The 19,454-nt window shown below is 45.2% G+C and carries 21 protein-coding genes and 1 pseudogene; 3 read left to right on the forward strand and 19 right to left on the reverse strand.

What is annotated here, in order from left to right:
* Positions 1 to 1,059 (reverse strand): 4-phosphoerythronate dehydrogenase (locus B7C60_RS09845; protein WP_245869145.1); only part of this gene is annotated, 1,059 nt, incomplete at its 3' end.
* Between the two features lie 264 nt (positions 1,060 to 1,323).
* Positions 1,324 to 2,535 carry a beta-ketoacyl-ACP synthase I gene (gene fabB, locus B7C60_RS09855; protein ID WP_099611504.1) on the reverse strand — a complete coding sequence of 404 codons (1,212 nt, stop codon included), beginning with the start codon at positions 2,533 to 2,535 and terminating at the stop codon, positions 1,324 to 1,326.
* A gap of 128 nt (positions 2,536 to 2,663) precedes the next feature.
* On the opposite strand from fabB, the gene mnmC reads away from it, so the two are divergent.
* A complete protein-coding gene (mnmC, locus tag B7C60_RS09860; protein WP_099611505.1) occupies positions 2,664 to 4,676 on the forward strand; it encodes a bifunctional tRNA (5-methylaminomethyl-2-thiouridine)(34)-methyltransferase MnmC2/FAD-dependent 5-carboxymethylaminomethyl-2-thiouridine(34) oxidoreductase MnmC1 in 2,013 nt (670 codons plus the stop codon).
* Between the two features lie 39 nt (positions 4,677 to 4,715).
* Here mnmC and B7C60_RS09865 read toward each other — a convergent pair whose 3' ends face one another.
* A complete protein-coding gene (locus B7C60_RS09865; protein WP_099611506.1) occupies positions 4,716 to 4,979 on the reverse strand; it encodes a YfcL family protein in 264 nt (87 codons plus the stop codon).
* A 10-nt stretch (positions 4,980 to 4,989) separates the two neighbouring features.
* Complete coding sequence (locus B7C60_RS09870) at positions 4,990 to 5,520, reverse strand: elongation factor P hydroxylase (RefSeq protein WP_099611507.1); 531 nt, start codon at positions 5,518 to 5,520, stop codon at positions 4,990 to 4,992.
* A gap of 276 nt (positions 5,521 to 5,796) precedes the next feature.
* On the opposite strand from B7C60_RS09870, the gene B7C60_RS09875 reads away from it, so the two are divergent.
* Positions 5,797 to 6,423, forward strand: coding sequence for a trimeric intracellular cation channel family protein (locus B7C60_RS09875; RefSeq protein ID WP_099611508.1), 627 nt, complete (start codon positions 5,797 to 5,799; stop codon positions 6,421 to 6,423).
* 66 nt (positions 6,424 to 6,489) lie between these two features.
* Here B7C60_RS09875 and aroC read toward each other — a convergent pair whose 3' ends face one another.
* Positions 6,490 to 7,575 (reverse strand): chorismate synthase, encoded by a 1,086-nt coding sequence (aroC, locus tag B7C60_RS09880; protein WP_099611509.1) that lies wholly within the window; start codon positions 7,573 to 7,575, stop codon positions 6,490 to 6,492.
* A 176-nt stretch (positions 7,576 to 7,751) separates the two neighbouring features.
* Complete coding sequence (gene prmB / locus B7C60_RS09885) at positions 7,752 to 8,684, reverse strand: 50S ribosomal protein L3 N(5)-glutamine methyltransferase (protein ID WP_099611510.1); 933 nt, start codon at positions 8,682 to 8,684, stop codon at positions 7,752 to 7,754.
* 63 nt (positions 8,685 to 8,747) lie between these two features.
* Here prmB and smrB point away from each other — a divergent pair, with 63 nt between their 5' ends.
* Complete coding sequence (smrB, locus tag B7C60_RS09890) at positions 8,748 to 9,299, forward strand: endonuclease SmrB (protein WP_099611511.1); 552 nt, start codon at positions 8,748 to 8,750, stop codon at positions 9,297 to 9,299.
* 14 nt (positions 9,300 to 9,313) lie between these two features.
* Here smrB and flhB read toward each other — a convergent pair whose 3' ends face one another.
* From flhB to B7C60_RS18830, 13 genes and pseudogenes are all read right to left on the reverse strand, one after another.
* Positions 9,314 to 10,444: a flagellar biosynthesis protein FlhB gene (gene flhB / locus B7C60_RS09895; RefSeq protein ID WP_099611512.1), complete on the reverse strand. Its 1,131-nt coding sequence runs from the start codon at positions 10,442 to 10,444 to the stop codon at positions 9,314 to 9,316.
* Between the two features lie 9 nt (positions 10,445 to 10,453).
* Complete coding sequence (gene fliR, locus B7C60_RS09900) at positions 10,454 to 11,236, reverse strand: flagellar biosynthetic protein FliR (protein WP_099611513.1); 783 nt, start codon at positions 11,234 to 11,236, stop codon at positions 10,454 to 10,456.
* 9 nt (positions 11,237 to 11,245) lie between these two features.
* Positions 11,246 to 11,515: a flagellar biosynthesis protein FliQ gene (fliQ, locus tag B7C60_RS09905; protein WP_099611514.1), complete on the reverse strand. Its 270-nt coding sequence runs from the start codon at positions 11,513 to 11,515 to the stop codon at positions 11,246 to 11,248.
* 12 nt (positions 11,516 to 11,527) lie between these two features.
* Positions 11,528 to 12,379 carry a flagellar type III secretion system pore protein FliP gene (gene fliP / locus B7C60_RS09910; protein WP_425445505.1) on the reverse strand — a complete coding sequence of 284 codons (852 nt, stop codon included), beginning with the start codon at positions 12,377 to 12,379 and terminating at the stop codon, positions 11,528 to 11,530.
* Positions 12,380 to 12,416: 37 nt separating this feature from the next.
* Positions 12,417 to 12,794, reverse strand: a complete 378-nt coding sequence (gene fliO, locus B7C60_RS09915) for a flagellar biosynthetic protein FliO (protein ID WP_099611516.1) — start codon at positions 12,792 to 12,794, stop codon at positions 12,417 to 12,419.
* 3 nt (positions 12,795 to 12,797) lie between these two features.
* Positions 12,798 to 13,208 (reverse strand): flagellar motor switch protein FliN, encoded by a 411-nt coding sequence (fliN, locus tag B7C60_RS09920; protein ID WP_099611517.1) that lies wholly within the window; start codon positions 13,206 to 13,208, stop codon positions 12,798 to 12,800.
* Between the two features lie 51 nt (positions 13,209 to 13,259).
* Positions 13,260 to 14,321 (reverse strand): flagellar motor switch protein FliM, encoded by a 1,062-nt coding sequence (fliM, locus tag B7C60_RS09925; protein ID WP_099611518.1) that lies wholly within the window; start codon positions 14,319 to 14,321, stop codon positions 13,260 to 13,262.
* Positions 14,322 to 14,329: 8 nt separating this feature from the next.
* The gene (gene fliL / locus B7C60_RS09930) at positions 14,330 to 14,812 is read right to left on the reverse strand and encodes a flagellar basal body-associated protein FliL (protein WP_099611519.1); all 483 of its coding nucleotides are present in this window, start codon (positions 14,810 to 14,812) and stop codon (positions 14,330 to 14,332) included.
* Between the two features lie 33 nt (positions 14,813 to 14,845).
* A pseudogene (locus tag B7C60_RS20075) lies at positions 14,846 to 15,349 on the reverse strand (flagellar hook-length control protein FliK); the annotation flags it as partial.
* Positions 15,350 to 16,687: 1,338 nt separating this feature from the next.
* Positions 16,688 to 17,140: a flagellar export protein FliJ gene (gene fliJ, locus B7C60_RS09940; protein ID WP_099611520.1), complete on the reverse strand. Its 453-nt coding sequence runs from the start codon at positions 17,138 to 17,140 to the stop codon at positions 16,688 to 16,690.
* Between the two features lie 7 nt (positions 17,141 to 17,147).
* Positions 17,148 to 18,470 carry a flagellar protein export ATPase FliI gene (fliI, locus tag B7C60_RS09945; protein ID WP_099611521.1) on the reverse strand — a complete coding sequence of 441 codons (1,323 nt, stop codon included), beginning with the start codon at positions 18,468 to 18,470 and terminating at the stop codon, positions 17,148 to 17,150.
* Positions 18,470 to 19,273 carry a flagellar assembly protein FliH gene (fliH, locus tag B7C60_RS09950; RefSeq protein WP_099611522.1) on the reverse strand — a complete coding sequence of 268 codons (804 nt, stop codon included), beginning with the start codon at positions 19,271 to 19,273 and terminating at the stop codon, positions 18,470 to 18,472. The genes fliI and fliH overlap by 1 nt, the downstream gene beginning before the upstream one ends.
* Positions 19,274 to 19,327: 54 nt before the next feature.
* The coding region (locus B7C60_RS18830) for a FliG C-terminal domain-containing protein (RefSeq protein WP_281251700.1) at positions 19,328 to 19,454 on the reverse strand (127 nt) is incomplete at its 5' end.

Below are 19,454 nucleotides of genomic sequence, written 5' to 3' on the forward strand. Positions count from 1 at the left end.
GATTGCGCTGTATTCTCGTCGATCCCAGTACTGTTTTCGCATTTGATCAAAACCTCCTGGCTTACCAATGTCACGGCGAAACAGGGCATCATCACGTCGTACATCATAAATCAGTTGCGTTAGACTAAGCAGTGTCGCTTCATCCCATTTTTGATGTAGCGTTACTTCAGGAATCGGAGCAACAGGGAGTAAGCTGGATGGGTTGGCCCACAATGCTTGTCCTAAAAACTCACTGTAGCGGTTAAAAATCATCGTGGTACCACGCGCCTTTCCCTCTAGCCCATAACCTGCCACATGTGGCGTCGCAAAGGCAAGTAACGGCAGTAATGTCGCATCGACCTGCGGTTCAAACTCAAACACATCCAATGCTGCGCTGAAACCATCACGCTGCTGCAAACGGACTTTAAGCGCTTGATTGTCTACAACCGGTCCACGAGCAGCATTAATTAAAATTTGATCACTACGCAAGTGCTGTAAAACAGCCTCATCGATCAGATGATGTGTTGGCCATTCACCATCGTAAGTGATCGGAGTATGCAGCGTAATCACATCCGCTTTCTCTAATAGCACTGGCAGTGGGGTAAATTCGCGCTCATCCCCTTGAGACTGCTTTGGTGGGTCATTTAAAAGCACCTTGATACCAAGCCCAGTTAAACACTCAGCAAGGTAACTACCCACTTGACCAGCACCGATGATACCCACCGTTTTATCCCAAACAGAGAAACCTTGCTGCTGAGCAAGTACCATCAAAATACTAAACACATACTCTGCTACCCCCACTTTGTTACAACCGGGAGCGGCGGTAAAGAAAATCCCTCGTTCAGCTAATAAAGTTTGATTTACATGATCGACGCCAGCGGTTGCCGTACCAACAAACTTTAATCGGTTCGCTTTAGCCAGTAAGTGTTCATCCACTTTCGTCACTGAACGAATCATTAAAGCATCAATATCGATGAGATCATCTGCCGTTAACGTTCTTCCGGGCTTTAGTATCACCTCGCCAAGCTGGCAAAATAACGATTCAGCATAAGGCATATTTTCATCAATCAATATTTTCATAGCAGGTTCACACAAGTTATTTTTGAGGGACAAAGAAATACGATGAGACGATAGCCTCGCTCATTGGATCGCTATCTAGTTGACACGCATTGTGCAGAAAAGCGTTCACGGTGTCGAGAATTAAAAAGACCCGGTGCCTATTGGTCACCGGGTGAATATCCAGAACAAAAGGATCCTGTCCCGCTCTCCAGGGGACAGAGTCTGCGTCTGTTTGATCGGTATTACCGACCGGTTCTGGAAAATTTTCCTTTATGTAATCACTGATTACGCAGAGTACTTTTTGATCACCAGTGTTGCGTTCGTTCCACCAAATCCAAAGCTGTTAGACATGACCGTTGTAAGCGGCTGTTCACGCATTTGCGTCACGATATCTAATCCCTCAGCCGCCGCATCTAATGTCTCAATATTAATACTTGGTGCAATAAAATTATGCTCAAGCATCAATGTGGAATAAATTGCTTCGTGAACACCTGCCGCACCGAGAGCATGACCGGTCATCGCTTTAGTAGCTGAAATCGCTGGACTGTGACCGGCAAAAATTTCTTGAATCGCACCAAGTTCTTTGAGATCGCCAACCGGTGTTGACGTGCCATGAGTATTAACATAATCCACATGATCAACCTGTTGCATTGCCATTTTCATGCAGCGAGCGGCACCTTCACCCGAAGGCGCAACCATGTCATAACCATCAGATGTCGCACCGTAGCCGACAATTTCACCGTATATTTTAGCACCACGCGCTAAGGCGTGTTCTAACTCTTCGATCACCAACATACCACCACCGCCAGAGATAACGAAACCGTCGCGGTCAGCATCATAGGTTCGTGAGGCCTTCTCTGGCGTTTCATTATACTTCGTTGATAAGGCTCCCATGGCATCGAACATCATGGTTAAAGACCAATCTAACTCTTCACCACCACCGGCAAAGACAATATCTTGTTTACCCAGTTGAATCAGTTCCATTGCATTACCGATACAGTGAGCAGACGTTGCACAGGCTGAACTGATCGAGTAATTAACCCCACGAATTTTAAATGGAGTCGCAAGACACGCAGACACGGTTGATGACATAGTACGTGGTACCATATAAGGCCCAATGCGCTTGACCCCTTTTGCCCGTAGTGTATCAACAGCAATGGCTTGGTTTAATGAAGATGCCCCACCCGAACCGGCAATAATACCGGTACGATCATTAGAAACTTGTTCTGGTGTTAATCCGGCATCGGCTATCGCTTGCTCCATCGATAAATAAGCGTATGCAGCAGCATCGCCCATAAAACGCATTTGTTTGCGATCAATATGTTCCGCTGGGTTAATTTTCAAGTCACCCCACACTTGGGAACGCAAACCTTGATCTTTAAATTGTTCAGATGCGCTAATCCCTGATTTACCTGCTTTCAGAGACGCTAGAACTTCTTGGACGTTGTTACCGATACTGGAAACAATACCCATACCGGTGATGACGACTCGTTTCATGTGAGATTCCTATAATTCAAAATTTCTTGCTAGATGATAACCAAGATAAGTAACAAAAGTGGTCAGCTTTCCTATAAATCCGTACAATCTTGCCTTATTAAACACATATTGCCTAGAACTGATCGATTATGACGGCTATTACTCATGCACAACTGGCTTGGAATGATGCAGGAACCCCTGTATCAGACCACTTTGATGACGTCTATTTCTCTAATACTAATGGATTAGAGGAAACACGTTATGTTTTTATTGAAAAAAATCACCTGCCACAAAGATGGCATGAGTATGATCAAGGCCGCTTTGTGATTGCAGAAACAGGCTTTGGAACTGGGCTTAATTTCCTCGCCACTTGGCAATATTTCGACCAGTTTTTACAGCAATCACCTGATGCTACGTTAAAATCATTACATTTTATTAGTTTTGAAAAATATCCATTAAAAAAAGCCGATTTGATCCAAGCCCATCAAGCTTGGCCTGAACTCGCCAAATACGCTGTTGAGCTGCAAAAACATTACCCCATAGCTGTTCCTGAGTGCCATCGTATCCTATTAGCTGGAGGAGCCGTCACCCTAGATTTATGGTTCGGAGATATTAAAGACTGTCTACCTAAGGTGCCTGTTCCGCCACAAGGATTGGTTGATGCTTGGTATCTTGATGGTTTTGCACCGAGTAAAAACCCTGAAATGTGGAATCAGCAACTTTTTAATGGTATGAGCCAGTTAGCCAAATCAAAGGCGACCTGTGCCACGTTTACCGCAGCAGGGTTTGTACGACGCGGACTCATCGAAGCTGGCTTTGAAATGAAAAAAGTCAAAGGTTTTGGGACTAAACGAGAAATGATTGCCGGTCATCTCGCACATAAAAATCGATATACGAATATTGATCCTTGCTACCACAGAGAAGAAGTCACGAACCTGCAAGAAGTCGCCATTATTGGCGGTGGTATCGCCAGTGCAACCCTAGCTCACGCACTTTCGCAACGAGGAGTTCCCGTCACTTTATACTGCGCCGATACAGCGCCCGCAGCAGGAGCATCCGGTAACCGACAAGGTGCTGTTTATCCTTTGCTCAATAGCCAGCATAGTGGCGTATCACGAGTATTTGCTCCGGCATTTCTCTTTGCTCGTCAGTGGATCGAACAGATCGCACACCGTACATCATTTGCACATGATTGGTGTGGCGTCACCCAGTTAATGTGGGATGAAAAATCTACCGAGAAGCTGACCCGTATGTTGCGGGGCAATTTTCCTGATCAACTCGTTCAGTTTCTCAATCAAACGCAAACCCAAGAAAAAATAGGGTTACCGATTGATATGCCTAGCCTTTATTACTCGCTTGGTGGTTGGCTATCTCCAGCTGAATTAACCCAAGCTGTGCTGATGTTACTACAAGAAACAGGCATGTTAACGACCTACTTTGAACAGCCGATTGAAAAATTAACGTGGCTAGCCAGCCAGCAGCGCTGGCAATTAACCAGTCGCGATCAAACCTTTGAGCATCAATGTGTAGTTATTGCTAATGGCCATCAATTTGATCAGTTTGCACAAACTCGCCATATACCTTTAGGAAAAGTTAAGGGCCAGGTGAGTCACGCACCGACGAATTCAGAGCTACAACCACTGCAAACGGTACTGTGTTATGACGGGTATATGACACCCCATAGTCCGGATTACAAGACCCACTGTATTGGAGCCAGTTATGATAAGCACTCGTTAGACTATCTTTTTGATCCTCAAGCACAGCAAGAGAATGCTCAGCGGTTAGCTCGTTGCATTCCTAACCAATCTTGGCCTAAACAAATCGATGTCTCAGGTAATCAATCTCGACAAGGAATTCGCTGTGTTAGCCGAGATCACTTACCTTTTGTTGGCAATATCGGTCAACGAGATAAGATTGTTGAGCAGTACTCCGACTTACCTCAACAACCTCTAGAGCACATACCCTCGGTTGCAAACTACCCTCATCTCTATGGGATCTTGGGTTTAGGCTCTCGAGGATTAAGCTCTGCTCCTTTGATGGCGGAGCTGTTAGCATCCCAGATCTGTGGCGATCCACTTCCGCTGCCCGTGGATGTGCTTGAAAGCTTGCATCCTAGCCGAATGTGGATTCGAAAACTTAAAAAAGGACAATCTGTACGCTAATTGTTCTGTACGCTCATTGTTCGTCGTCCCGTCGAACGGCTAAACTTGCTCGATAAGTTGCTGCCAAAGTTCACTCACAATCGCCTGATCGACGGGTGATAATTCTGAACGGGCAGCCGCTAAACTCTGCGCTATCTTTATCTTAAACTCGACCAAATCATCAATCCCCGCCTCCTCACAAGCAGCAGCGGAGAGTGAAATATGCCCCCGTAAGTAGCCCCCAGCAAAGAGTTCATCATCTGACGCAGACTCAATACGTGCATCAATCAAATTCAGTAGTTTTTCTTCAAATTCAATAATCATGTTTTACTCGTTATTTCACTATAAATTGATCGGGGCTTAAAGGTGGCCGAGCATAGTGCTGGCGCAAGGCATCCGATAACCGTTTAACTCGCAAGGGTAATCCTTGTTTTAACAGTGCTAACACCTGTTGATGTACTTTATGCATAAAGGCCAATCGATCCGGTTCACTATCTCCATTTAAGTTGTCACAACTCACCGTAAATGGAAAACCCGCGCTTTGTGCAAAAATCCATTCATAAGCTTGAGGGCGAATTTCGACACGTTCAAATTCAGACTGGACTTCTGCCGACCGGCCATCAGGCTCATACCAATAGCCAAAGTCTTCCAGTAGTCGTCTCTGCGGCCCTGCGACACACCAGTGGGCAATTTCATGCAAAGCTGAGGCATAAAAACCTCGCGCGAAAATAATGCGATGATAAGGGGTAAATTCATCTGCTGGTAGGTAGATAGGTTCATCACCACCTAGTTCTAACTTAGTTTGATAATCAGCAAAAAAAACCTGATTAAAAATAGTAATCAAGTCTTGATATTGATGCGTCATAAATGATGTCGCCTCTCCCTCTTTTTATTATGGTGAGCATTCTCTCGGTTTTTTACCACCGGGTAAAGGATTACCCTGAGGATCCGCGAGCACAGAACAGATTATCCGATACCTTAAACGCTTATCGCCATATCATTATCAATTAGTTTAAGTAATCAATACCTGGCGTTATCCTTACAAAAACTCATTCGTCAATAGCATTGATAGCTCTTACACTCACGCATTCTTAGGGGCTGTGCACCCTAAGCTTCAGGTAAATAAATAAGAGGCTCCGGCATGTTACTAAGTATTCTCTATCTCATTGGTATTACTGCGGAATCGATGACAGGCGCTCTCAGTGCTGGGCGTCGGAAAATGGATTGGTTTGGGGTCATGCTGGTTGCTAGTGCGACCGCGATTGGTGGAGGAACGGTACGCGATATTTTACTTGGCCACTACCCATTAGGTTGGGTAAAACATCCAGAGTTTCTAGCAATTACCTGCTTAGCGGGTGTGTTAACCACTGGAATTTATCGCTGGGTGATTAAACTAAAAGGACTATTTATTCGCTTAGACGCACTCGGGTTGATTGTATTTAGCATCATCGGTACAAAAGTCGCGCTAGGTATGGGGCACCATGTAATGATCTGTATGGTGGCCGCATTAGTTACTGGCGTATTTGGCGGATTATTACGAGATTTAATCTGTCGTCAGCCTCCTTTGGTACTACATGATGAGTTGTACGCTTCAGTGACCTTAGTCGCTTCAGGGCTCTATCTGGCATTACTTGAGCTGGGAGTCAGTGAAATCACCAATACAATAGTAACCTTAGTCGTGGGTTATCTGTTGCGTATGGCTGCGGTTCGATTTAAGTGGCGTTTACCTTCTTTTCACTTGGTTGAAACAGATAAACCGCTGCATTAATTCTCTTTTCCTAACAAAAAACCTCACACCTGATACAAGATGTGAGGTTTTGCTAAACGGAAAACCTTACAGTATTGGTGTTTCCGTATGGACACCGTAGTTCTGGCCGCGATGACGCAGTAAATGATCCATCAGTACAATTGCTAACATGGCTTCAGCAATCGGTACGGCACGGATACCCACACAAGGATCATGACGACCTTTAGTGATCAGTTGCGTCGCTTTCCCCTCTCGGGTAATGGTTTCACCAGGAACGGTAATGCTTGAGGTCGGCTTTAGGGCAATGTTTGCCACGATGTTTTGCCCAGACGAAATACCCCCTAAGATACCCCCTGCATGATTGCTAGCAAAGCCTTGCGGAGTGAGCGGATCTCGGTGTTCGCTGCCTTTTTGACGTACAACCTCAAAACCATCGCCAATTTCAACCCCTTTTACGGCATTGATACTCATGAGAGCGTGTGCAATATCGGCGTCTAAACGGTCAAACACGGGTTCGCCCAAACCCACCGGAACCTGAGTCGCCACCACTTGAATTTTAGCCCCAATCGAGTCGCCCTCTTTTTTCAACTCACGAATCAGTTGATCAAACGCATCCACCTTATCGACATCAGGACAAAAAAAGGCATTGTTCTCAATTTCGTTCCAATCGACTTTCTCTATCGAGATCTCTCCCATTTGCGACAAATATGCTCGAATTTCAATACCAAACTCTTGTTTGAGATATTTCTTAGCAATTCCGCCAGCGGCAACACGCATCGCCGTTTCCCGAGCAGAAGAGCGCCCACCACCTCGGTAGTCACGCACCCCATACTTTTGGTGATAAGTATAATCGGCATGCCCGGGGCGGAATTTATCTTTAATTTCTGAGTAGTCTTTTGAGCGTTGATCGGTATTTTCAATTAACAGACCAATCGACGTTCCGGTTGTTTTTCCCTCAAACACGCCGGACAAAATTTTCACTTCATCAGGCTCACGTCGTTGGGTGGTATAGCGCGAGGTTCCAGGACGGCGGCGATCTAAGTCAACTTGTAGATCGGCGGCGCTAATTTCCAACCCTGGAGGGCATCCGTCCACGATACATCCTAGTGCGATACCGTGACTTTCTCCGAATGTGGTCACTCGGAAATGTTGTCCGATACTATTTCCTGCCATTATTTCCTCAAACTCGCTTACGTTGAGCGGGTAGTTTTGCCCATCGTATTCATGACTATTATTGGTAGAATCATACTCGCTTGATTAACGAATGATGTAAAGCCCCTATCGCGCACTAATTGCTAACAAATAGCCAAACACCGACACTAGGCCGGTGCTTGATAACGGTTCGATCATTAATCGCGGTACAATGCAAACTCATCCGCACACGCGACTAACTGTTCTCGGGTTAATAAAAAGACGCCATGGCCACCATGTTCAAATTCCAACCAAGTAAATGGAATATCAGGATATTGCTCCATTAAATGAACCATTGAATTACCGACCTCACACACCAAAATACCTTGTTCAGTCAGATAACGAGGAGCGTTGGCTAAAATTCGGCGAACTAATTTCAGCCCATCGGTTCCTGCGGCTAACCCTAGCTCGGGCTCATGTTTGAACTCATCGGGCAAACTATGCATATCTTCTTGATCCACATAAGGTGGATTGGTCACAATAATATTGTATTGTTCTTGAGGTAAATCTCTAAACAGGTCGGAACGGATAGGAAAAACTTGCTGCTCTAAACCATGATCTTGAATATTTTGCTCTGCCACTTGCAGCGCATCCGACGAAATATCGATCGCATCGACCTCGGCATCAGGAAACGCATAAGCACAAGCAATCGCAATGCAACCACTGCCTGTACATAAATCCATAATTCGAGTCGGTTGTTCGACTAACCAAGGCGAAAATTCGGCTTGAATTAATTCACCAATCGGAGAACGAGGCACCAACACCCGTTCATCAACAAAAAACTCTAGCCCACAAAACCAAGCTTTATTGGTTAAATAAGCCACCGGAGTTCGTTCATTAATACGTTTCACCACTCGCTCAACCACACGTAATCGCTCACTGCTGGTTAAGCGTGAATTGAGTACATGAGGAGGCACATCTATCGGTAAGTAAAGGGTAGGCAAAATAAGTTGAACCGCTTCATCCCAAGCATTATCTGTACCGTGACCATAAAATAGTTTCGCGGCGTTAAAGCGGCTCACCGTCCAACGAATCATATCCTGAAGCGTATACAGTTCAGAAACCGCTTCATCTACAAAAATCTTATCCAAAATTGCCTCCGAAAAGCGCTACAATACTGCCAATTCCGACTCATAACCGATTATTTACCGACAATGAACAAAAAACACACCGATTTCAATCCAAACGCTGATCTCGATGCGGATGATTTTGCTCTGTTTCAGGATGCAGTAAAAGGCGTAAAAAAGTTTGCGCAGGATACCATAGTCCGACCACCAAACAGAAACCCCAAACAAAAAGAAATCCGTCGAACCTCGCGCGAAGCGAGTGATAACGATTTTTATTTTTCTGACGAATTTGTTCCCCTCTTAAGTGAAGAAGGGCCTACCCGTTATGCTCGCCATGATGTGTCAAAGTATGAAGTTAAGAAATTACGTCGTGGTGTTTACGTGCCTGACGTTTTTCTCGATATGCATGGTATGACTCAAGTCGAAGCCAAACGGGAACTAGGAGCAATGATTGCTTATTGTTTAAAAGAAAATGTTCACTGCGCTTGTGTGCAACATGGAATTGGTAAACACATTCTTAAGCAAAAAGTTCCGCTATGGTTAGCTCAGCACCCCGACGTGCTAGCTTTTCATCAAGCACCATTAGAATTTGGTGGCAATGGCTCATTATTGATTTTACTCTCTATCCCTGAAAAATAGGCCCTATCATCTCGTTAGTAACGCATATCCGGTGGAATAGGTAGGTTATCTTCTTGAAGCACCGGACGTTCTCCCCCTTTACGTCGATACTGCTTAAGTTGAAAGACATATGCCAATACTTGAGCGACGGCCATGAATAAACCATCAGGGATCTCTTGTTCTAACTCCGTGGTATGGTAAAGCGCACGGGCTAAAGGTGGAGCAGGAACAATCATGATGTCATGCTCACGAGCGACTTCTCGAATTTTTAACGCCAGAAAATCACCGCCTTTTGCCACCACAACGGGGGCTCGATCTGTGTCTTGCTTATAACGCAAAGCGACAGAAAAGTGTTCAGGGTTGGTAATAATCACATCCGCTTGCGGGACATCGGCCATCATGCGCCGCTGAGCTGCCTCACGCTGCAACATTCGAATCCGCCCTTTCACCTCAGGTTTACCTTCGGTGTCTTTGTGTTCATCTTTAATTTCTTGCTTAGTCATTTTGAGTTGTTCGGCGTGTTGCCAAATTTGAAAAGGGATATCAATCGCCACAACGACCAACAAAGAGCAGCTAATCAGTAAAATAAAATTGAGTAAAATATCCAGCGCATGAAAAAGATTTTGTGGAAACACATCCATGCTCAGCTGAAAAAGATCCCACTTTGATGCATCAATCAGATAAAATGCCACCCCAGAAACCAGTAATACTTTTAAAATCGACTTTAGCAACTCAACCCAACTTTGTAGGCCAAACATCCGTTTAAAGCCACTCAAAGGATTAAGTTTAGATAGCTTCGGCATCGCCGCTTCGGTTGAAAAGCTTATCCCACCGACCCCAGCTGCACCAAGCAAGGCTGCGACAAACAAGGTTACTAAGATGAGTAATAACGGTAATAATAAGCCCGTTAGCGTACCGCCAATAATTTCAAAGAGTTTACTGCTGTCAAAAATTTCTTCGCGGCTAAGAGAGAATAATCGCCCCATCATGCGGTATAAACCTCGAGCCAATAAATCGCCAAACCACATTAGCGATACCGCCCCCACCACTAATACCGAGACTGAAGCCAACTCTTTTGAGCGTGCCACTTGGCCTTTTTCTTTAGCTTGCTGTAACCTTCGGGGGGTGGCCTCTTCTGTCCTTTCTTGGCCGTCAGATTCTGCCATCATGGCCTCCTAACAATTTAAGCGTATCAAGCGACAAAGCTGCTGCTCACCCTCTAACCAGAATAATTCATAGTGTGCAAACAAACCGCTGATAATATACCAACAGAGCAATATGCCGACCAATAAAGCAAAAGCAAACCCGAGTGAGAAGATATTCAATTGTGGCGCGGCCCGAGTCATCACCCCAAAGGAAAGGTTAACCGTTAGCAGAGCAATAATTCCGGAAAGTGCCATACTCAGCGCCACTTTAAACATAATGCCAAGCCATAATGCTAACTCTCGAAAATCCACCGCAGTGAGTGCTCCACTGCCGATCGGTAAGCTTTTAAAGCTCATGACCACTAATTGAATCATTTTCAAATGACCATCGGTTGCCAAAAAAAACATGGTCGCCAACAACATAAATAACTGCCCCAATAAAGGGGTACTTTGACCATTCGCAGGATCCACCATGGAAGCAAAACCTAAACTCGATTGCATCCCTAAAATTTGTCCGAGAATAATAAACGTTTGAATCAGAAATTGCGTCACCATGCCCATCGCTACGCCAATAATTAACTGCTCTAACGTCGTTAAAAAACCTTGAAACGATAGTAAAGCTATATCTGCGGTAATTTGAGGAATGGCTGGCATGACCGCAAACGTAATGGCCAAACCGAGATAGAGGCGAATGCGAGGAGAAACAAATCGAGCCCCCGTCACAGACATCACCATTAACATGGCAGAAATACGGGCAAAGGGCCAAAAATAGTGAGCGATAAAATCTAGTACCACACTGGTTGGGTATTCCATCGATACTCCTTAATAGAGCACCTGTGGTAAGCGCTCAATCATCGCCATAAAGAACTCCATCAGTATCTGAGTCATCCAATGCCCAAACATCATTAATGCTAAAAGTGTCACGATAAGACGAGGTAAAAAACTCAAGGTTTGTTCGTTAATAGAGGTCGCCGCTTGAAAAATTGCCACTACAAGACCAATCAATAAGCTCGGAATAATAATGGCGCATACCATGATAAGAACCATCCACAGCGCTTCACGAAATAGCTCAACAAACAGTTCTGGTGTCATTGGCTCCTCCCGCTACAAGGCAAAACTGCCTGCCAAAGTCGATAAAATCAGGTTCCAACCATCCACTAAGACAAAAAGCATTAACTTAAAAGGCAACGAAACAATCATCGGTGATAACATCATCATCCCCATCGCCATTAACACCGAAGCAACCACCAAATCAATAATTAAAAAAGGCAAAAAGAGCATAAAACCAATTTGGAACGCGGTTTTCAATTCCGAAGTAATGAAAGCAGGAATGAGTACCGCCATGGAAACCTCTTCTGGATTTTGGACCTCTGCGCCAGAAATATTCACGAAGGTTTCTAGATCTTTCAGCCGCGTTTGTTTGAGCATAAAAGCTTTCATCGGCTCTTGGGCCAAGTCAAATGCTTGACGTGCAGAGATCTGTTCATTGAGGTAAGGTTGAACGGCTTGATCGTTAATCTGATTGAGCACCGGCGACATAATAAAAAAGGTAAGAAAAATAGCAATCCCTATAATCACTTGATTTGATGGCGTTTGCTGTAACCCCATGGCTTGACGCAAAATCGACATCACGACCACAATTCGGGTAAAAGACGTCATCAAAATAACCATGGCGGGTAAAAAGCCCAACATGGTCATTAAAGCTAAAATCTGAAGGTTTATTGAATAGTCTTCACTACCATCAGCATTCGTGGTCATAGTAAAGGCTGGAATACCACCGCCACCACTACCACTGGTTAACGCTAAAGTGTTCGATGCTCCTTGCTCTTTCTCCATCGCGCTCACGGTAATACCACCTTCAGTAAGCGCATTGGCCGGAATGGGGGTTTCCAGCGCTTGTTGCGCACTCGCTAAAGGAGCCCAGAGTAAAATAAGGAAGCAAATAAGGGTCATCATCCAAGATAACGACACCGAACAACAAGTATATCGATGGTTATTTATCATGTTTTTTCACTAACTGAGTCAACTGGGTAGCGAATGAACGTTGATCGGCCGCTTCTTGGATCAACGGAGTGCTCAACTTTGAAATTAACTGAATAGATTGTGTGGTGACGCCTATCAGAAACTGTTCGTCACCCGCTTGCACTATCATCAATCGTTCTCTTGTACCGATAGGCAATTGACGTATCACTTGAAATTCTTTTTGCTGACCTAAGGTTGTCACTCGCATCCGTTTTAATAACCAAGCCAAACATAAAATCAGCACCACAACGAACAAAAGCGACCCAAAAGTGGTCGCTAAATCTAACGATGCTTTCTCGGTGGCCAACACGGGCAGTGACACAAACCATAAACTGATGAACCATTTCATAAATTATCTCAGTTTCTTAATTCGTTCAGTTTGGCTTATCACATCAGTCAGACGGATACCAAACTTATCATTAACCACCACAACTTCACCGTGCGCAATCAAGGTACCATTAACCATCACATCTAATGACTCTCCCGCGATGCGATCCAACTCAACCACCGAACCTTGATTGAGTTGCAGTAAATTACGAATACTAATTTTTGAACGCCCAACTTCCATCGAGATGGTGACAGGAATATCCATGATAGTATCGAGCTTACGACGTTCATCGTCCGTAATCGGTGGTGAAGTATCTTTTAGCTCGTCTAGTGGCGCAGCTAACACTTCATCGACATCGATTTCTGGGGCACTAGGATCTTCTCCAAGAGCGGCAGCCCACTCATCTGCCAGTTTTTGATCATCTGATTTTGACATCTTTGCTACCTATTCTTACTCTTGTATTGGTTATTACTCTGGTATTGGTTATTACTCTGGTATTGATTCTTCATCTTCCAGCTCATCGTTCTCTAATTCAGCAATAATATCTTTGCCTAAAAACGCAAGATCGGTTTTTACCACATCTGGGCGACGGATCTTTTCTGAAATTTGTACGGCCAGCTTTTCACCAGAGCGGCCCATTTTGACTCGATAGGTCGGTAAGTCTTCCACAAACATCACCGCATGCTCTGGCATATCAATCGGGATAATGTCACCGACTTGCAATTCCATCAAATCGCGCAGAGCAATATCTTGCTCCAATAAATTGACTCGAAAGTTAATTGGCACATCCATAATCTCATCTCGTAGTGCCGAACTCCAGCGGACATCGGTTTCCATTTTATCCGACTGAACCCCCGCATCGAGTAATTCGCGAATGGGCTCCACCATCGAATATGGCATCACCATATGAAAATCACCGCCACCACCATCCACTTCAATATGGAATGAACAGACAACAATCACTTCTGTTGGGCTAACAATATTCGCCATACTCGGGTTTACTTCGGAATCGAGGTACTCAAACTCGACTCCCATAACCGGAGACCACGCTTCTTTATAATCGGTAAAGACGATTTTGAGCAATAATTGGATGACCCGACGTTCCGTTGGAGTAAATTCACGCCCTTCAATACGAGCATGATAACGCCCATCGCCGCCAAAAAAGTTTTCCACCAAAATAAAGACTAAACGTGCTTCCATTGTCACCAGAGCCGTTCCTTTGAGTGGACGAAAACGAACCATATTCAAACTCGTTGGAACGTACAAAGTATTTTGGTATTCACCAAATTTCATCATTTGTACGCCATTGATTGAAACTTCTGCCGTTTTGCGGAGCATATTAAACAAACTGATGCGTAAGTGACGAGCAAAACGTTCATTAATCAACTCTAAGGTCGGCATCCGACCACGAACAATCCGATCTTGTGATGAGAAATCAAACGAGACCGCCCCCGGGTCAACGGAATCTAATTCGTCTTCATCGTCATCAACGCTGTCTACACCATGCAACAGCGCATCAATTTCGTCTTGGCTTAATAAATCGGTCACGAACTCACCTATTGCATTACAAAATCTGTAAAGAGCACTCGTTCTATCACCGGCTCTCCTACCACTTGTGTCATCGCCGCTTTTATATCTTCGGTTGCCTTATCCCGTAACTCAGTTCGCCCAGAGGTTGTCCGTAATTGTTCAACGGTTGCAGAAGCAAAGGTTGCCAATAATGTACTTTCAATTAAAGGCGAGTGAAAGCGAGCCGAATTTTCATTTTTACTCCCACGAACCATAAGCTGAACCTTTACCTGTACCATTCGACCACGATTTTCCCCACTGACATTGAACACAAAAGGTTGTGCAATGTTAACATAGGACACTGGTTCAATCGTGGCGGCTCGTTGGGCTTGCTGAGCTTGTTTGGGTTCAGGACTACCGGAACCGATGAAGAAGAAAGCGCCTCCAGCGATCAATAGCAAAGCGACGACAGCCCCAACAATGATTAATAGTTTCTTTTTACTTTTAGGTGCATTTTCATCAGCGGCCATAAGTTTACTCTATGCGGTTATTGTTTTATTAGTTTAAGCGTAATAACTGATTCCATCACGCTTTGTTGCCACATTCAAATCAAGTTTGATGTCTGACTCAAGGTTTTCATCTCCCAGCAAAGGGCCTTTACCAGCCAACCCTCCTGATTCTCTACCGTTGGCTGAATACTGCTGCTGTTGACCTGCACTCTGTTGTTGAACAGAAGTATCCGCTAACTGAACCCCTTGCTGAGCTAACATCTCTCTCAAACGTGGCATCGACTGCTCTAAGGCATCTCGTGCTTGGTTATTGGCCACCATAAACTGAACACTAGCCCCATCACCATGCATATTCATTCGAATATGCATTCGACCTAACTCTGGAGGATCAAGACGAATATCAATATTTTTTAGGTTCTTCGACATCATCATTTGCACCCGTTCGGCCATTTCATCTGCGACGATTCCTTTATTTAATGCTAAAGGTAATGGCTGACCTTGAACCATAGCTGGATCATGGCGCAATCCAGTCGGTTGAGTTGCAGATGATTGTCCTGCAGCGGTGGCTAATTGCTGAGCAAATGAATGCTCGCGCCCCGGCTCGGAGTCCAGTGATTGCTTCTCTTTTGCTAACATGACCGAACCCCGTAGAGACGCTTGTAATACTTTAGGATCCATCATCGGTACCGATTGGACTGACTCAGCGATAGTTGCTGCAGCAGCTGATCCGACAGAGCTGTTAGTCAAAGGGACGTCGTTCATCATCATGGTCGCGGCAGCCGGATGAGCCGATGGCTGAGATGAAATAGCCGCAGATGGGGAAGGCGAAACTAAGCCATGAGGAACATTCGGCTTAGCCGACTCATGGCGAGTATGGCCATCGGCTTGAGCTAGTGCCGTGATAGTTTCTACAGATTCTACCGTTGGTTCATCACCGCTGGCTGTAACGTCAGGAGAAGCGACAAGCTGTTCTTGGTTTGATAACTGTTCTTGGTTTGATAACTGTTCCTGGTTTGGTAACCGCTCTTTTTTAGGTAGCTCACTTTCTCGCGTAAATTGTTGCATTTGCGCTGTTGCTGTAGATTTATCTTCTGCCGTTGGTATGACGAATTGTTCTGATTCATCAATCGGTTGTTTGGTGACGGTCATATCACTGTGAGCAAATACAGCTTTATCGAGCGGGGCATCACCTTTCCAATCGGGCAACTCAGTCTCATCTAACGGTTCAGCTTCAGTCTTTGAGACGGTGGAAAAATCAATCGCCCCTTCCTCTTGAGTCGATTGATTAGGCAAGTTATTGCCGCTCGTGGTAAGTAAAGTTTGATTGGCTTGCTGTAGACGACCAAGGAGTTCATCACCGTCATTCATTACTTGTGCAGTTGTCACCGGCTTCACGTCTACCGATTCATTTTTCGTGGTGGCGCGATCTGCTTCATCCAGCGAATCTGTATCAAGCTCGAGTATGGCTGGCAGGGCGTCATTGCTCGATTGTATGGCTAACGGCTCTAACTCAACATCATTGAGCTTAACGGCATCAGGATCAGCGAAGTTTATCGGCTGCGTAGGAATCGCTTTCTGGGACTTTGATGAGCTTGCTAGTTCAGGTTCCTCGGTTTCAGCTTCGCCATTAGAACGAAACAAAAGTGTAGCTAATTGCTCGAAAAACCCAGTAACCTCTTCAGTCTCACCCTCTTTTAAACTGTTTTTTTGGCTAACATCAGTTGCTGCTGCACCTGATAAGCGTTTTTCCTCAACTGAAGAGATTGGACTGATATTCATATGCACACCGCTCACATTGTGGATAACATCTAAACGCCATGTTCGGTATTGACCGTATCTAGCATGGTAGGCTGCAATCGATGCAATAAATGAGCCAAAATGTCGATTTAAACGCGACTATCGAATGGTAGAGCGCAGACGTTGACGATTAAAATTAAGGGTAGAAAATTCATCCATCTGCTTTTGTTCACGTCTCGCTTGTAAACGTTCTTTTTCATTTTGTTTTTTCTCAATTAACCACTCATAAGAGCGACGCTGCTTACGAACATTCATCCAATGCTGTTGGCAATTTTCAACTTGTTGTGTGAAATGCTGTTCAGCCCCCCGCTGCTTGGCTAACGTTTCGTCCAGCTGAGTTAAAAAACGATTTAAGTGGCCATATTGGCTAGCCGTAAGCCCGGCTTGACCACGTTGCACCAGCTGTTGGCAGTAGTCTAACCGATACTGCTCAATCTGTTTCAATTGCTGATAATAACCCTCTAGCTCGCTTCTAGCGTTACTCAAGGCCATGACAGCTTGATCTTCCGTCTCTTGAGCTTGCTTTAACAAAAATTCTAACGCATTGTCCATACTCTACTTACTCCATGCTAAGTACATTTTTCAGCATACCAATACACATATCGTAAGGGACTGACTCTTTCATTTCTTGCTGTAAATAACTCTCTAGACGTGGTTTTAAAGTAAATGCACTATCAATCGCCTTATCGGTTCCAGGTTTATAAGCGCCGATAGAGACTAAATCTTGGTTTTTACGACAAATGGATAGAATTTGCCGTACCGCTTTTGACATCAACAAATGTTCGTCAGTAGTGATCTGCGGCATCACACGGCTGACGGACTTTTCGACATCAATGGCAGGATAATGCCCGGCATCAGCCATCTCCCTTGAGAGCACAATATGTCCATCAAGAATAGCCCGAGAAGCGTCAGCGATTGGATCTTGAAGGTCATCACCTTCGGTTAATACGGTGAAAAATGCCGTAATAGAACCTTGATCTGGGCCACCATTGCCAGCTCTCTCCACTAACGCAGGCAACTTTGCAAATACCGAAGGCGGATACCCTTTGGTGGCAGGAGGTTCACCAACCGATAGTGCGATTTCACGCTGAGCTTGTGCAAAACGGGTTAATGAATCCATTAATAGTAATACATCTAAACCTTGATCTCGGAAATATTCAGCAATCGCCAGTGCTGTTTGACAGCCTTTTAAACGCATTAACGGTGAAGCATCAGCGGGAGCGGCCACCACCACCGCTCGTTGACGCCCATCGGCCCCCAAGATCTCTTCGATAAATTCTTTTACTTCGCGTCCACGCTCACCGATTAAGCCCACCACCACCACTTGAGCGGTGGTGCCTCGCGTCATCATTCCGAGCGTGACCGACTTACCTACCCCAGAGCCCGCAAACAGGCCAATACGTTGCCCCTTACCAACAGTTAATAACCCATTAATGGCTTTAATGCCCACATCAAGCGGCTCACTGATAGGTTTACGTAATAGCGGGTTGATCGGCTGAGCATTAAAGGTGGCGTATTGATCGGTATAAATCGGCCCCAGTCCATCTAATGGGTTTCCCACGCCATCAATCACTCGTCCTAATAACTCCATTCCAACCGCGAGACCGGCTTCTTCCGTTAGCGGCGTCACTTTTGCACCAGGCAATACACCGTTAATTTGTTCACTTGGCATTAAGAATAAGCTATCGCCAGAAAAGCCAACTACTTCAGCTTCCATTTCGCCGGACATAGTTTCCACTAAGCACAAACTCCCAATCGGAGCTCGGCATCCGGTGGCTTCAAGAGTTAACCCTACCACTCGAATCAACTTTCCAGAAGCAACCGGACGACAGGTTAAGCCTTGCGTTTTATATTGGGCTAATCGTTCGGCTAGTGCTTGCATTACTCTTGTCCTTGTTGGTGACGATTAGTTCCACAAAAACGTTGTAATACACTGCGAACGCGCTCTTCCATACGGTAGTTAACACTCGATTCACCCGCTTCGATTTGTACATCACCTCGATTGAGGGCGGGTTCACTGTTCAGCGTCCACTGGCGTAGCGCTAGTTCTTGCTCACCATAAGCTTGCCTGATGATTTCACAATCCTCTGGGTGCAGTTTGACATGAATCGTATGCCCGGCTACAGGGAGTGCTTCAACCGACTCTTTAACGGTATCCAGAATCACCTGAGGGTTCATTTGTACCTCAACTCGCACGACTTCTTTGACTAGCGCCAACACCATATCTACTAATTGTTTTTCCACTTGAGCATTCATCAACTCCAGTGGCTGGGCAAATTGGTTCGCTAGATTCAAGAAGTGTTCAACTTGTTGTTGAATTTGTGATTGCCCGGCGGCTAACCCTTCAGCTTCTCCCGTCTCAACCCCTTCTTGGTGACCCGCATCAAAACCGGCTTGTTTCCCTTGCTCAAAACCTTGCTGGTATCCTTCGGCCTGACCTTGCTCAAGGCCTTCTTGATAGGCTGCGCGCTTAATTAATTCAATGTCTTCATCAGTCAGAGTTTGAGGTTGATCGGGCTCTGGTTCATCAAAGCTTGGGACCCATGCCGGATCGTAGTTGAAAGCCGTTTGTTTGGCTTTTTTATTCTGTTCACTAGAATAGTCTGGCAACCCCCACTTTTTAGGGGGCTCAACGGTAGCATCAGAGCCTAAGCGGATAAAACCACGCTTTCTTTCTCCAGTCATGAAACACCTTTACCGAACGATAAAAAGGCCAGCTTAATGCGCAGGCCTTATATATTATAAAAATTCATCCGCCCCGCCAGACAACATCAGCTCTCCGTTGTCCGCCATTCGTCGAGCAATGGCCAAAATTTCTTTTTGCGCCGCTTCAACATCTGAAACTTTAATCGGTGGCATGGCTTCC

Source organism: Vibrio fujianensis (assembly GCF_002749895.1).
Lineage (GTDB): Bacteria > Pseudomonadota > Gammaproteobacteria > Enterobacterales > Vibrionaceae > Vibrio > Vibrio fujianensis.

What these genes read in the sequence shown, in the direction of transcription:
- fabB (WP_099611504.1), bottom strand. Translation starts at nt 2,535, where the DNA reads ATGAAACGAGTCGTCATCACCGGTATGGGTATTGTTTCCAGTATCGGT.
- mnmC (WP_099611505.1), top strand. Translation starts at nt 2,664, where the DNA reads ATGACGGCTATTACTCATGCACAACTGGCTTGGAATGATGCAGGAACC.
- B7C60_RS09865 (WP_099611506.1), bottom strand. Translation starts at nt 4,979, where the DNA reads ATGATTATTGAATTTGAAGAAAAACTACTGAATTTGATTGATGCACGT.
- B7C60_RS09870 (WP_099611507.1), bottom strand. Translation starts at nt 5,520, where the DNA reads ATGACGCATCAATATCAAGACTTGATTACTATTTTTAATCAGGTTTTT.
- B7C60_RS09875 (WP_099611508.1), top strand. Translation starts at nt 5,797, where the DNA reads ATGTTACTAAGTATTCTCTATCTCATTGGTATTACTGCGGAATCGATG.
- aroC (WP_099611509.1), bottom strand. Translation starts at nt 7,575, where the DNA reads ATGGCAGGAAATAGTATCGGACAACATTTCCGAGTGACCACATTCGGA.
- smrB (WP_099611511.1), top strand. Translation starts at nt 8,748, where the DNA reads ATGAACAAAAAACACACCGATTTCAATCCAAACGCTGATCTCGATGCG.
- flhB (WP_099611512.1), bottom strand. Translation starts at nt 10,444, where the DNA reads ATGGCAGAATCTGACGGCCAAGAAAGGACAGAAGAGGCCACCCCCCGA.
- fliR (WP_099611513.1), bottom strand. Translation starts at nt 11,236, where the DNA reads ATGGAATACCCAACCAGTGTGGTACTAGATTTTATCGCTCACTATTTT.
- fliQ (WP_099611514.1), bottom strand. Translation starts at nt 11,515, where the DNA reads ATGACACCAGAACTGTTTGTTGAGCTATTTCGTGAAGCGCTGTGGATG.
- fliP (WP_425445505.1), bottom strand. Translation starts at nt 12,379, where the DNA reads ATGATGACCCTTATTTGCTTCCTTATTTTACTCTGGGCTCCTTTAGCG.
- fliO (WP_099611516.1), bottom strand. Translation starts at nt 12,794, where the DNA reads ATGAAATGGTTCATCAGTTTATGGTTTGTGTCACTGCCCGTGTTGGCC.
- fliN (WP_099611517.1), bottom strand. Translation starts at nt 13,208, where the DNA reads ATGTCAAAATCAGATGATCAAAAACTGGCAGATGAGTGGGCTGCCGCT.
- fliL (WP_099611519.1), bottom strand. Translation starts at nt 14,812, where the DNA reads ATGGCCGCTGATGAAAATGCACCTAAAAGTAAAAAGAAACTATTAATC.
- fliJ (WP_099611520.1), bottom strand. Translation starts at nt 17,140, where the DNA reads ATGGACAATGCGTTAGAATTTTTGTTAAAGCAAGCTCAAGAGACGGAA.
- fliI (WP_099611521.1), bottom strand. Translation starts at nt 18,470, where the DNA reads ATGCAAGCACTAGCCGAACGATTAGCCCAATATAAAACGCAAGGCTTA.
- fliH (WP_099611522.1), bottom strand. Translation starts at nt 19,273, where the DNA reads ATGACTGGAGAAAGAAAGCGTGGTTTTATCCGCTTAGGCTCTGATGCT.